Here is a 13,546-nt window from a genome sequence, read left to right on the forward strand (position 1 = left end):
GATGACGCCCGCAGCAAGAATTAGAATAAGCCCTGTTGTTTGCATTTTCGGCCCCGCATTTGGAGTGAAATTTTGAAGTGGGACGGGTCAGATCGTTCCAAGTTCCAGTTTGGCGCAAAACAATTAACTCAATGTGAAATAACATTTAGGCAATGGCGTGGAACGGTGGATCGGCGTCGGTTTTGTGCGGCCCTTTACGCGCGATGCGACATAGTCAGTGGTTGGGTCGCGGCGCTGATCGCTCTAGGTTTCCAACCATGTTTTTGTCTATCTTCGAAATGTTCAAGGTCGGGATCGGCCCGTCTTCTTCCCATACGATGGGTCCCATGGTGGCGGCCGCCCGGTTTCTTGACCTTATGCGCGCGTCTCCGTTCGAGTTCCATGGACTGCGGGCCAGTTTGCACGGCTCTCTGGCCTTCACTGGCGTAGGCCATGCAACCGACCGCGCGACGATCCTGGGTCTGGCCGGGTTTCGGCCCGAAACCTACGACAATAACGAGGCCGAGTCGGTCCTGAAGGACATCCGGGAGTCCGGTATTGTGACGCCGCCCGGGCTGCCGGTGCTGCAATTCCACCCGAAAGAGGATCTTCAATTCGATTTCGGCCCGAATCTGCCTGGCCATGCAAACGGCATGATCCTAATGGCGACCGACAAGCAGGGCGATGTGATTCTGCAAGAGACCTACTATTCTGTCGGTGGCGGCTTTGTCCTGACACGTGACGAGCTGGCCGCCGGTCGGGACACCGACGATGGCCCGCCGGTGCCCTATCCGTTCAAGAGCGCGGCCGAAATGCTGGAAATGGCCGACACAAGTGGCAAATCCATCGCGGAGATGAAAAAGGCGAACGAAATCTCACGTGGGGGTTCGGAAAATCTGCGCAGCGGCGTGGCGCGCCTGTGGCAGGTCATGAATGACTGCATCGAGCGTGGACTTGCCAACGACGGAATCCTGCCCGGAGGCCTTCAGGTGCGCCGCCGTTCCAAGGCGATTCACGAGGCGCTGCTGGCAGAGCGCGGCACGAACCTGAATGCGCCGCATAAAATCAACGACTGGATCAGCATCTATGCGATGGCCGTGAACGAGGAGAACGCTGCAGGAGGGCAGGTTGTTACTGCGCCGACGAATGGTGCGGCAGGGGTGGTGCCGGCTGTCATCAAGTATTGGCTTGAGCATGTGCCCGGGGCCAATGAGCGCGATATCGAGATATTCCTTCTGACCGCGGCGGCGATCGGCGGGCTTGTAAAATTCAACGCGTCGATCAGTGGGGCCGAGGCGGGTTGCCAAGCCGAAGTCGGCAGTGCGTCCGCCATGGGTGCGGCCGGACTGACAGCAGTTCTGGGCGGCACGCCCGCGCAGATCGAAAACGCCGCCGAAATTGCGCTGGAACACCATCTTGGTATGACGTGCGACCCAGTTAAGGGCCTGGTGCAGGTTCCGTGCATTGAGCGCAACGGGCTTGGTGCGATCAAGGCCGTGAGTGCCGCAAGCCTGGCGCTGCGCGGCGACGGGGTGCATCTGGTGCCTCTTGACGCCTGTATCGAGACCATGCGCCAGACCGGCGCGGATATGAGCGAACGTTACAAAGAAACCTCGCTCGGCGGGCTTGCAGTCAACGTGCCGAACTGCTGAACGTATCCGTCAGCGAATGCTCCTGGGGGCGCTAATTTGGCTTGACGCCGATGGGTTCTTGGCGCGCAGTGCCGCTTGCTTCGCTTGGGGTGGCAACGTGACAGAAACCAGAAGGGCCCAATGACAGAGAAGCCACCCCGGACCACTCTAGGGATTCTGCTGATGGTGGGGTTTTCGCTGATTGCGCCTGCGATGGATGCGTCGGCAAAGCTGCTCGGCGACGCACTGGCTGTGGGCCAAATCGTTGCGTCGCGGTTCGGCATTCAGGCTGCGCTACTGCTGCCGCTGGCTTTGACAATGGGGTGGCTGCACCGGCCTGGCTTCGGCGAAAGCGCTTTGCACCTTCTGCGCGGGGCACTAATCCTGATCGCAACGGCCTGCTTTTTCCAGGCGCTGCGATACATGCCCATCGCGGATGCAATTGCGGTGTTTTTCGTCGAGCCTTTCATTCTCACGCTTTTGGGTGGGCTCCTGCTGGGCGAGTCGATCGGGCCGCGGCGTTACGCGGCCTGCGCCGTCGGATTTGTCGGCGCTCTTTTTGTGATACAACCCAGCTTCAGCGAGGTGGGCCCGGTCGTGCTGCTTCCGCTGGTGACGGCTGTTTGCTTTGCATTCTACATGATCCTGACCCGCAGTATGGCAGTCCGGATTAACCCTATCTCAATGCAGGCATATACCGGACTTGCGGCACTGCTCCTCGTGGCGCCGGTTCTTTGGGTATTCGATGGTTCCGGCGTTGCACCGTTAGACCCGTCCTGGCCTGATCAGCGCGAGTTGCTTCTTCTGGGCGCTGTCGGCCTTATCGCGACTGCCAGCCATGTCTGTATCAGTTTTGCACTGAAACTGGCACCTGCATCGGTTCTGGCGCCGATCCAATATCTGGAAATCGTTGGCGCAAGTGCGCTGGGCTATATCATATTCGGGGACCTGCTTGATGTGCCGACCTTGTTCGGCATGGCACTGATCGTTTCGGCTGGGCTATACGTGTTCGCCCGCGAAAGACGGCTGGAGCGTCGCCCTATGCCCGCGCCATGATCAATCATGCCGCAATTGGCCAAGTGGCGGCATTCTGTATGAGAACGTTCGCGGCTTCCTCGAAAGCTGACGCTGGTAGGATCAACAGCATTTTCGGCGCGGTCAGGTGAAGCGAAATGGGGCCGGTCGCCCTGTTCGATGTTCCGACCCGACCGTCCGGCGTAAATGTCAGACCGGAGATCGGCCATTCAAGTCCCTCTGACATACCTTCCACGACACCGAGCGGAAACAGAGACACAGGCGTTCCCGGTGCCAGATCCAGCGCGATAGACGGGGGAGCGAGGAAAACGATATCGGTTCCGTCCAGAAGGAGGCAGCGCCGTTGCGGATAGCGTACCAAAGTATTGAGATTGGCCAAGTGATGGTCGATCCGGCGCCCGGTGAACCCGACACCCAGCGCCAGAGGCGCATCGACATTGCTCAGGCATTTCTCGAAATCCGTGCTGTCCTGTTCGGGGATGTGATGCAGTTGATCGGGCGACAAGGTGGCGCGCGTCTCGTCGCTCAACGAATCAAAGTCTCCGATCACTGCGGACGGCACGAGTCCCGCATGGCGCACCGCATCCGCGCCGCCGTCCGCGGCAACAACCAAGGGGCCGACGGCCCGCGCGCGGACCAGGTCTGTTTCGCCAAGCTGGCCGCCACCAACCAGCGTAACCGGGCTCGAATGCTGAACAATCACGATGAATTTCCCGAATTAACTACTATTTTGGAAACAAGACACATTCTGGCCTCGAAATGATACGGTAAAATTCTAAGAATCGGGCCGCTTTCGTCGCTGCCATCATGGTAAAAATTATGATTGCAGGCAAAGTAGAGCGAGCAAAAAGATGGTAAATACAAGCAAAATTCTGACCGTATCCTACGGCACTTTCTCGTGCACGTTGGAAGGTTTCGACGATTCGTTCGATACCATGAAGGCGATTGCAGAGTATTTCCGCGATCTGGCTGCCGACGACAGGTATTTCGGCGCAGAGCCTCCGACGCCTGACGCCGAGATGCTCGCCCGTATTGCTGAGCGAGAGATCTCACGCCGCGTCGAAGCCCGTGAGGAACAGGGAAAGATTCATCTTCGGGCGAACGAAAACAACGGAGCCGCCGAGGCGCTGACCCATGCCGTGCCTGCCGCCGAAGACGCTCATGCGATCGCGCCAGCCGAGGAACAGGCCGACGGCACTGATAATGCGGCGGTACCACTGGCGCGGGACACGTCCGATCTTGACGAGAACATTCCTCAAGCTCCGGCAGAAGACGTGGCAGAAGCTTACGACGAAGCTTCGAAGCCGGCCAAAGACGTCGCGCCCGATTACACGCAGCGGATCTTGGAGGAAACCGACGAAATCGCGCCGTCCGAAGCCGGGGTAGCACATGCGGAATCAAAGCAGCCCGAGCCGGCCGAAAACATGTCGGATTCCGACCCTGAAGAGCCACTTGCTGGGATTGAAATAACGGATCAGTCGCTTTCGGACGTAAGTAACGTCGAAACCGCAGCCGACCGGCCCAGTGACGAAGCGCAGGACAACAAAGAGAGCGTTCCGCAGACGAAGATTGACGATACAGTGGCTACGGCGACAACCGTCGAAGAAGCTTCTGAGGCAGAAGATGAATATTCGTATGACGCAGATGTCGAGGCGTTCATTGCTGATGCTGCAGATGACGAGTTCACAACCTCGGCGGTGGGTAGATCTGATGGGGAACAGCACGTTGTCGATGATTCTGTCGATCAGTCGGCGGATGCGACAGAGCTAAATTCTGATGCCCTTTCATCCCAGGCTGATGCCATCGAAACAGCTTTCGAGTTGGATGCAGACCCGGCCCAGGCTGCCCGGTCAAGCGACGATGAAGCCGACAGCGTTGCCGAAAAACTGCGTCGGATCCGATCGGTCGTTTCGCAAAGCCAACTTGATTATGAAGTATCCGAGTACAGCGAAGACGAGCATGCATACGGCACGATGAGCAACGCGTCCGACGAGTTGGATGAACTGCTCAAGGAAGCCCGTGACGAGGAATTTGAAGACGCTGACGAGGCGGCACCGACAGACGTTGAGACCTGGGCAGAAAATGCGGACGAAGAACTGCTGGACACTGAACTCGACGCCGAAGGTGGGGCGAGAGATGCGGACGACCTGAACGACAGATATACGGAGGAGCTTGACGGCGAATCTTCCGGTGAAAGCATAGCTTTCCAGACTTCTGTTGAGGATCTTGAAGCACACGACTTGGATGCGGAACCTGACCAATCCGAAGAGGCTCCGCAATCTGCAAAAGAAACATCGGTAGACGTCGATGAAGACACTCTGTCACAACTGCTGGCGGATGCGGCACCGCCTCAAACAGAGCGTGTCGATCATGCGGAAATTGGCGAAGGTCTAGACGACCTCACCGCTGATGATACGGACGACGGCAATGCGCCGGACTCGCTTTTCGCCGACCTCGACGATGTAGTCGATGAGACCGACCGTGCCTTGAATGCAGTCGATGAGGCGCCGTTTATTCTTGGCAAGGAAGCGCGTATCGGGGAGCAAGACAAAGACACAGCTGCACGTCCGCTCAACGCCCGCGTTTTGAAAATGAAGAAGTCCGACTTCGAATCGGCAATCGCGCACGGCATGATCGAAGAAGACACCGGTTCCGAACTGCATCCGGAAAACGCAACCGACGTAGATGACGAGGCAATCCTCAGCCCCGAGGAAGAAGCTGATCTGCAACGCGAGCTATCCGAGGTAGAGGCCGAAATGTCCGAACAAGGCTCATCGACCGGCGGCGATGCCGAGGATGCTGCGTTCGACGACGGCGAAGATGACGTGTTGACCGTCGAAGCGTCTGCGCCGAGCCTTCGTGAAGATGGCGATCTTGACAAAGAAAATGATGATGCCCTGCCAGCAGCTGAAGATCGGGGTGCGATCGGCGGTTCGGATGAGACTGCTTCGCCTCAAGAAGCACAGCCCCAGGAGTTGGTGGACAAACCCCGCCGAGGCCTGTCGCGTTTACTGGGCATGGGAAAACGCGCGCCCGAGGATGAGGCGCGCATTTTCGAAGAAGCAGACAGCCAGATGGGCGATAAGGATGCCAGCATGCGCCGAACGGCAATTCAGCATCTTCGCGCTGCCGTTGCCGCAACAAAAGCCGAGAAGAGCGCCGGGGTCGATGTCGATCTGGGAGTGGACGAAACGCCCTACCGCTCGGACTTGGCCGAGGTCGTGCGCCCGCGCCGGCCCAATCCGCCTTCTGCTTCCGGCAGGTCGGTTCGCCCGAATGAACAACGCCCCGCGCCACTCAAGCTTGTGGCCGAGCAGCGGGTTGATACAGAACGCGCCCCTGTGCGTCCGCGCCGTGTGTCGTCAGTGCCCGCAGCTATGGTCAAAGGGAATGACGGTGGCTTTTCCACCTTTGCGGAAGAAATGGGCGCGACCGAACTCTCCGATCTGCTTGAGGCTGCGGCGGCCTACATGTCCGATGTCGAGGGTCATTCGGAATTCACGCGTCCGATGCTTATGGGTAAACTTAAAGAAGTAAACAGCGGAAACTACAGCCGCGAAGACGGTCTTCGCTCGTTCGGCCGCCTTCTTCGGGAAGGCAAGTTGCGGAAAGTGCAGGGAGGACGTTTCTCTGCCACTGATGAAACCGAGTTTCGTGCAGAGGCAAGAAACGCAGGCTGAAGGGCACAAATTCTACCCACATGGCCTCGAACCATCCGCAGGGGATCCCTCATACTAGCGGATACCGTTGAATGCCTGCCGCCTTACCTCGCAAGGAGGTTCGCCATATTTTCGTTGGAACCAACGTTTCATGAGCGTGACGTTCGAAAAGCCGCATGCGATGGCTACTTCGCCAAACGGCAAGGCAGTTTGCGTCACCAAATCATGAGCGCGATCAAGGCGAAGGTCCCGATACACTTTCAGTGGTGACCGTCCAAGCTTGTCGGCGAAACCTCGCTCCAGCTTCCGCGCCGAAATTCCGATTATATCGGCGACCTGAGACACACTCAGGGTATCCTCGATGTGCTCCTCCATAATCTTAAGAGCATCCGAGATGATCTCGCAGCCCTGCGCCAGACGGTGCAAGCGCCATCTTTCGCCGCACATGTTACTTTCCTTAGAAGCGGGGGCCTGAATTCCAAGGTCGCGGATCAGCGCTGCTTCGGTGAAATTGCCTTCCCGCGCGCCGATCAATTCGACCATCATTCGCATCGCCGCCGCGGGTCCAGTCGCGCTGCTGAGCGCTTTATGATGACAGGTGGTGCCCTCATTCAGCTCTACGGTGGGGCAGGTCTCCTGCACGCCCGCAAGAAAAGCTGCATGTACTGACAAGCGCTTTGCGCCAAGAACACCTGTCACCAGCGGCACGAAAACTGCGCCGCCCACGACGCAAACCCTCGCGGCGTTGCGGATCGCAGAGCGCAGCAGTGGTAACTCTGACTTTACAGGCCTCCAGGGTGCGTCGACACCACCAACTAGCACCAGCACCTGGTCGGGTGCGCAGCTAAGCGTTTGTTGGCAAGGCGCTGCAGTGTCGATGTAGGTCCAGCTATAAATTTCGTGGCCTAAGATACGGTTGGCGCGCTGTAGAACATGCATGCAGCTTTCTGCGACGAAAGCGCTTTCCGCGTTCTGTACAATAAAAACGAATTTGTCGGAAAGGCTGCGCTGGTCACGCAATGGACGCGGATCGGGTGGGCAGACGGTATCAAGGTTTGAAAGGTACATGTCTTTTATGACTTTCCCGGTTGTGAACGGATCCCTGAATTCCGTGTTTGCTGTTTTGCCTTTAGGTTACGTTGAGGAGAGAAGTTTCAACCGCATGCAGGAAAGATCCCGCCGAGGAGGATGCGGAAAGCAGAAGGTAGATGTCGGGGCCGGTGCAGAGGATCAGCACGCCCAGATGTTCCATGACCGTGCGCGCGGCGGCGCCTTGGGCAAATGCGTCGGGGTGCAGGTCGATCGGGCAGATGCGTTCCAGCGCGGTGCGGGCGAGCGGGCCGTCAAGCATGAGACCTGTCCAGACGTCGGTTTGGTCGGTAGTATAGGCCGCACCCTTAAGCAGGTCCTGAACGTAGGGTTCGGCATCGGGCGCAGCGCGCGTGAAAATCGCGAAGGCCTGATCGGGACCAAGGCGGACGAGTCGGATGTCCTCCTTGCCCATGACAGAGAGACCCGGCGCGGGCAGCTCGGCGTCAAAGGCGGTCCTGATGGCCTTGAGCGCTGCATCCTCGGCACCTAGGGGCAAGGCTATAGACACTATCGCCAAGTCGGCGGGCGCATAAAGTCGCGTGTCGCCGAAGCTGTGGTCGAAGCCCTTGAGGGGCGGTTCGGAGATGAGGGTGAAATCAGCCACGCAGACGCTCTCCTTCGGGGTCGACGAAATGGGCCGAGACGATTTCGACTTCCATTTCGGTGCCGTGCACGGGGCTGACCGCGCGGACGATTTCGCCCATGCGCTCGTGCCCGCTCTTGATAAAGCCAAGTCCGATATGGTGGCCGAGGTTGGGCGAATAGGCGACAGAGGTCATCCAGCCCTGGTCATGCTCCATGTCGGTGGGGGCATGCTTGTTGAGGAAATGCGAGCCCGCGATCAGCTTTTTGTCACGGTCGACGGGGCGGAACCCGACCAGTCGCACGGCATCGTCGCGGATCATCTCGGGCCGTTGCGCCAAGACCTGGCCGATGCATTCCTTCTTTTGGCTGACCATCTTGCCCAGCCCAATATTGTGTGCGGTCGTCTGACCGTTCAACTCGTTGCCGGTGCAATGGCCTTTTTCGATACGCATGACGCCGAGCGCCTCGGTTCCATACGGTGCCGCATCGTATTCCTCGCCGGCCTCGTTCAGCACCGCCATCATGGAGTTGCCGAACCTCGCGGGCACGGCGATCTCGTAGGCCATCTCGCCCGAGAATGATATCCGGAACAGTCGCGCGGGCGTGCCGCCGCAGACGGTGACGTGACCACAGGCCATGAAGGGGAACGCCTCGTTCGAGATGTCGTGCTCGGCGTCGATCACCTTGCGCAACAGGTCACGGGATTTTGGCCCGGCGACGGCGAACTGCGCCCAGCCGTCGGTGGTGGAAATCAGGTGCACGTCCATGTCGGGCCAGAGGCATTGGCGCGCGAATTCCAGCCGGCGAAAGACCGTGACCGCGTTGGCAGTGGTCGTGGTCATCACGTAGTGGTTTTCGCCCATCCGCGCGGTAGTGCCGTCGTCGTAACAGATTCCGTCCTCGCGCAGCATCAGGCCATAGCGGACCCGGCCGACCTTGAGCGTCGAGAACGTGTTGGCATAGACCTTGTCGAGGAAGGCGCCGGCATCCTTGCCTTGGATGTCGATCTTGCCCAGCGTTGTGACGTCGCAGATACCCACCTTCGTGCGGGTTGTCAGGGCCTCGCGATCGACGGAATCGCGCCAGCCTTTTTCGCCCGGACGCGTATACCATTCGGCCCGCAACCAGTTGCCCACGGTCACGAAACTGGCGCCGTTTTCCTTTGCCCATTTGTGACTGGGGGTCAGGCGGTAGGGGCGGAAATCCTTGCCGCGGGCGCGCCCGGCCAGTGCGCCGATAGGCACGGGGGTGTAGGGCGGGCGAAAGATGGTGGTGCCGACCTCGGGGATGGTCTTGCCGCGTTCCTCGGCGAGAATGGCGAGACCGGCGATGTTGGACGTCTTGCCCTGATCGGTGGCCATGCCCATCGTCGTGTAACGCTTCAGCAACTCGACCGAGCGGAAACCCTCGGTGTTGGCCAGCTTGATGTCCTTGACGGTGACGTCGTTCTGAAGGTCAACCCAGGCGCGGTGCTTGCTTTGCTTGACGTGCCAGAAGGCGGCGCAGTCGCGCGGTTCATCCTCGGCCTGCGGCAGGTCGGTGGCCTTGGCCTTGATCCCGAGTGCGTCGAGTTGCGCGGTGGATTGGGCCTGGCCTTCGGCCAGTGCGGCGGCGAGGGTCATGGACCCGTTCGCCGCCCCGGCAACGGTCATTCCGACGGGCAGATCGCCGCCCGGCACGAAGGCGCAAAGATCGTCGCGCCATGTGGGGCGACCGCGTTGATGACAGGTGAGGTGAACGTTGGGATTCCAGCCGCCGGACACGGCCAGCGCGTCGACGGGAATGACTTTGCCATTGGTCAGAGTGATCGACTTGACGCCCTTGCGCCCGATGGTGTTCATCACCGCCTCGCCTGCGATGTGCCGGACGCCGGGCAGGTCGACGGGGGCGGGCTTGTCACGGCTGTCGACGACGACGGGAACCTCGATGCCCTTGGCCAATAGGTCGGCGGCAGTGCGCCACCCGTCATCGTTGTTGGTGAAGACGGCGACGTGTTTGCCGGGCGTGGCGGCGTAGCGGTTGGCATAGCTGCGCACGGCGCTCGCCAGCATGATGCCGGGGCGATCGTTGTTGCCGAAGGCAATGGGACGCTCGGTGGCGCCGGCCGCCAGAACGGCGCGCTTGGAATAGATGCGCCAAAGGATCTGGCGCGGCTTGCCGCCGCCGTCGGCGAGGTGATCGGTGCAGCGTTCGAGCGCGCCATAGATCCCATGGTCATAGGCGCCGTAGACAGTAGTGCGGGGCATCAGGCGGACATTGTCCATCGATTCCAACTCGGCCGCAGTCTGTGCCGCCCAGTCGGTGCCGGACATGCCTCCCAGCTCCAGCGTCTCGGAGTTGAGGCGACCGCCGGGGCGGAAATCCTCGTCGGCGAGGATCACGCGGGCACCAGCGCGCGCGGCGGTCAGCGCCGCCATCAGGCCCGCTGGACCCGCACCAATGACCAGCAGGTCGCAATGCAGGAAGCCCTTGTCGTACGTGTCGGGGTCGTCCTTCATTGACAGGCGGCCAAGGCCGGCGGCGGCGCGGATGATCGGCTCGTAGAGCTTTTCCCAGAACGCCTTGGGCCACATGAAGGTCTTGTAGTAGAAACCCGCCGACAGGAAGGGCGAAAAGAAATCGTTGACCGCCAACAGATCGTATTCCAACGAACCGCGATGGTTCTGCGAGGTGGCGTTCAGCCCATCGAAAAGCTCGACCATCGTGGCGCGTGTGTTCGGCTCCTGATAAGCGCCGTCGCGCAGGTGGACCAGCGCGTTGGGTTCCTCGGAGCCGTCGGTGAAGACGCCGCGCGGGCGGTGATACTTGAAGGACCGGCCCACCAGAAGCTGGCCGTTGGCCAAGAGCGCCGAGGCGAGCGTGTCGCCGGGATGGCCCCGGAACCACTTGTCGTTGAAGCGGAACTTGATTTCTTTTGAGCGGTCGATCAGGCCGCCCTTGATGCGGTTCTTCTGGGTCATTTGCCGCGCCCCCGTTTGCGTGCCACGTCGCGGGCCAGTTCGACGGCTGTAATTTCGTGGGTCAGGGTGTTGCGCGTGACCACCAGCCAGGAGCGGTCGCCCTGTTCGTGATACCAAAGCTCATGATGCTGACCCGCGGGGTTGTCGCGCAGATAGCCGTAGCTATGGAATTTCTCCATCGCGTCGTCGGCCTGCAAGTCGGGCCGGTCGATGAGGGCGGCATCGCCGAGATAGACGAATTCGGCGGCGTCGCGCGGGCCCAGAAGGGGATGGTCGATGATCATGTCTGTGCGCCCCTCAATGCAGGTTGGGCTGGTTGCCCATGCCTTTTTCGTCGATCAGGTTGCCGGTCATGAACCGGTCCAGCCGCATTTCCGTCGCGGTGGGGTGCGGCACATCCTTGGCCAGCAGGTGGGCATAGCAGAAGCCGGAGGCGGGCGTGGCCTTGAACCCGCCATAGCACCAACCGCCATTGAAATAGAGACCGTCGATATGGGTCTTGTCGATGAAGGGCGAGCCGTCCATCGACATGTCCATGACGCCGCCCCAGGAGCGCAGCAGGCGGGCGCGGCCGATCATCGGCATGATCGCCATGCCGCCTTCGCACACGTCTTCAACGACAGGAAGATTGCCGCGCTGCGCGTAGGTGTTGTAGCCGTCGATGTCGCCGCCGAAGACCAGCCCGCCCTTGTCGGACTGACTGACGTAGAAATGGCCGGCGCCGAAGGTAATCACGCCGGGTAGAGTTGGCTTCAGCCCCTCAGACACGAACGCCTGCAAGACGTGGCTTTCAATGGGCAGGCGCATCCCGGCCATCGCGGCGACGCGGCCGGAAGACCCGGCGACGCACATCGCCACTTTCTTGGCGCGAATCGGGCCGCGTGAGGTTTCGACCCCGAGGCAGCGGCCATTCTCGATCTGAAAGCCGGTGACCTCGCAATTCTGGATGATGTCGACGCCACGGCTGTCGGCGCCACGGGCATAGCCCCAGGCGACGGCATCGTGCCGCGCGGTGCCGCCACGGCGTTGAAAGAGGCCACCCTTGATGGGGAAACGGGCGTTTTCATAGTCAAGGAACGGTAGTTCCTCTTTCAGCTGCGCGGCATCGACCAGTTCGGCATCGGCGCCGGCGAGAAACATCGAGTTCGCGCGCCGCACGAAGGCATCGCGCTGGCCGTCGGTGTGGATGAGGTTCAGGATCGAGCGCTGCGAGACCATCGAGTTGTAGTTCGTGTCCTGCTCGAGGTTTTCCCAAAGCTTCATCGAGAACTCGTAGAACGGCTCGTTCCCCGGCAGCAGGTAGTTGGAACGGATGATCGTGGTGTTGCGCCCGATATTGCCCGACCCCAGCCAGCCCTTTTCCAGAACCGCAACATTGGTCAGGCCGAATTCCTTGGCAAGGTAGTAGGCCGTCGAAAGGCCATGCCCGCCGCCGCCGATGATGATGATGTCATATTCCACCTTGGGCTCCGGCTCGCGCCAGGCGCGTGTCCAACCCTTGTTGCCGGTCAGACCTTCCCAGAGGACCTTAAAGCCACTGTAGCGCATAAGCTGATTCCCACGGTTGCTACCATCAGTGTGCGGTATTCCGAACGGATAGACTTTTCCAAAATGGACGGATAGTTTCAGATTATGGACAATATTGGTTCAAGTTTGGACGCTTCGCGCCGGATCGGGATATTGCCGATCCCGGGCTTCGCGATGATGTCATTCGCCGCGCTGACAGAGCCTATGCGGGCGGCAAACCTGCTGGCGCGGCGAGAGCTTTACGAGGTGGTGACTGTAGGACCGGGCATGGAGTCGGTGCCGAGTTCCGGGGCAGGTGTGGTCGTGCCCGAAGTCGAGGTCGGCGAGACGGACTCCTTCGATTATCTTTTCGTCGTGGCAGGCGGGGACCCCACGCTCTACAACGATCGCGCAGTGCTGAACTGGCTGGCGCGGCTGGCGCGGGCAGGCGTGCCACTGGGCGGGGTCTCGGGCGGGCCGATCATTTTGGCGCGGGCGGGGCTGATGAACGGGCGGCGCATGACAGTGCACTGGGAACACGCCGGGGCGCTGGCCGAGATTTCCCCGAACCTGGTGCTGGAACGCTCGCTTTACGTGATCGACCGGGACAGGGTGACCTGTGCGGGCGGCACCGCGCCGATGGACCTGATGCATGCGCTGATCACGCAGCATCACGGCGCGCATTTCGCGAGGCTGGTCAGCGACTGGTTCATGCATACCGAGATTCGCCCTTCTGCCGGTCCGCAACGCTCCGGACTGGTGGAGCGGGTGGGCACAACGGTGGCCGCGATCCTGGACGCGGTGGAGGCGATGGAGGCGAACGTGGCCGATCCGCTGGAGCTGTCGCTGCTTGCGCGGGTCGCGGGGCTTTCGCCCCGGCAGCTGAACCGGCTGTTCCAGGACAAGCTGGGGCGGTCGGTGATGCGGTATTATCGGGAGTTACGTCTGGAGAAGGCACAGAGCCTATTGCGGAACTCGCCGCTGAGCCTGACCGAGATCGCGCTGGCCACGGGATTCGCCAGTTCGGCGCATTTCTCGCGTGCTTACGGCGCGCGGTTCGGCCAGCCGCCCTCGGCCTATCGCTAAGTTTGCGTCAGGC

11 protein-coding genes are annotated in these 13,546 nt (G+C 60.6%); 5 read left to right on the plus strand and 6 right to left on the minus strand.

The annotated features are described in order from the left end of the window. The first annotated feature begins 257 nt into the window (after window positions 1–257). Together FIU86_RS00125 and FIU86_RS00130 are read left to right on the plus strand one after the other, a co-directional pair. A complete protein-coding gene (locus tag FIU86_RS00125; protein ID WP_152476832.1) occupies window positions 258–1,631 on the plus strand; it encodes an L-serine ammonia-lyase in 1,374 nt (457 codons plus the stop codon). 120 nt (window positions 1,632–1,751) lie between these two features. Continuing rightward, window positions 1,752–2,666: a DMT family transporter gene (locus FIU86_RS00130; RefSeq protein ID WP_152473213.1), complete on the plus strand. Its 915-nt coding sequence runs from the start codon at window positions 1,752–1,754 to the stop codon at window positions 2,664–2,666. A gap of 4 nt (window positions 2,667–2,670) precedes the next feature. Here FIU86_RS00130 and FIU86_RS00135 read toward each other — a convergent pair whose 3' ends face one another. Next, window positions 2,671–3,258, minus strand: coding sequence for a thiamine diphosphokinase (locus FIU86_RS00135; RefSeq protein WP_368373167.1), 588 nt, complete (start codon window positions 3,256–3,258; stop codon window positions 2,671–2,673). On the opposite strand from FIU86_RS00135, the gene FIU86_RS22745 reads away from it, so the two are divergent. Next, window positions 3,217–3,408 (plus strand): hypothetical protein, encoded by a 192-nt coding sequence (locus FIU86_RS22745; RefSeq protein ID WP_254704038.1) that lies wholly within the window; start codon window positions 3,217–3,219, stop codon window positions 3,406–3,408. The genes FIU86_RS00135 and FIU86_RS22745 overlap by 42 nt on opposite strands. 88 nt (window positions 3,409–3,496) lie before the next feature. Beyond that, window positions 3,497–6,325: a hypothetical protein gene (locus FIU86_RS00140; protein ID WP_152473215.1), complete on the plus strand. Its 2,829-nt coding sequence runs from the start codon at window positions 3,497–3,499 to the stop codon at window positions 6,323–6,325. A 54-nt stretch (window positions 6,326–6,379) separates the two neighbouring features. On the opposite strand, the gene FIU86_RS00145 is transcribed toward FIU86_RS00140, so the two are convergent. The 5 genes from FIU86_RS00145 to FIU86_RS00165 all read right to left on the minus strand — a co-directional run bounded on the left by FIU86_RS00145 (window position 6,380) and on the right by FIU86_RS00165 (window position 12,489). Next, window positions 6,380–7,372 carry a helix-turn-helix domain-containing protein gene (locus FIU86_RS00145; protein WP_152473216.1) on the minus strand — a complete coding sequence of 331 codons (993 nt, stop codon included), beginning with the start codon at window positions 7,370–7,372 and terminating at the stop codon, window positions 6,380–6,382. Between the two features lie 61 nt (window positions 7,373–7,433). Continuing rightward, the gene (locus tag FIU86_RS00150; RefSeq protein WP_152473217.1) at window positions 7,434–8,000 is read right to left on the minus strand and encodes a sarcosine oxidase subunit gamma; all 567 of its coding nucleotides are present in this window, start codon (window positions 7,998–8,000) and stop codon (window positions 7,434–7,436) included. Then, window positions 7,993–10,941: a sarcosine oxidase subunit alpha family protein gene (locus FIU86_RS00155; RefSeq protein ID WP_152473218.1), complete on the minus strand. Its 2,949-nt coding sequence runs from the start codon at window positions 10,939–10,941 to the stop codon at window positions 7,993–7,995. The genes FIU86_RS00150 and FIU86_RS00155 overlap by 8 nt, the downstream gene beginning before the upstream one ends. Further along, complete coding sequence (locus FIU86_RS00160) at window positions 10,938–11,225, minus strand: sarcosine oxidase subunit delta (RefSeq protein ID WP_152473219.1); 288 nt, start codon at window positions 11,223–11,225, stop codon at window positions 10,938–10,940. The genes FIU86_RS00155 and FIU86_RS00160 overlap by 4 nt, the downstream gene beginning before the upstream one ends. A gap of 13 nt (window positions 11,226–11,238) precedes the next feature. Further along, entirely contained in the window at window positions 11,239–12,489 is a 1,251-nt protein-coding gene (locus FIU86_RS00165) for a sarcosine oxidase subunit beta family protein (protein ID WP_152473220.1), read from the minus strand. A gap of 153 nt (window positions 12,490–12,642) precedes the next feature. On the opposite strand from FIU86_RS00165, the gene FIU86_RS00170 reads away from it, so the two are divergent. Continuing rightward, on the plus strand, window positions 12,643–13,533 hold the full coding sequence (locus FIU86_RS00170; protein ID WP_254703905.1) for a GlxA family transcriptional regulator: 891 nt from the start codon (window positions 12,643–12,645) through the stop codon (window positions 13,531–13,533). The last annotated feature ends 13 nt before the right edge of the window (window positions 13,534–13,546 follow it).

The organism is Roseovarius sp. THAF9 (assembly GCF_009363715.1).
GTDB lineage: Bacteria > Pseudomonadota > Alphaproteobacteria > Rhodobacterales > Rhodobacteraceae > Roseovarius.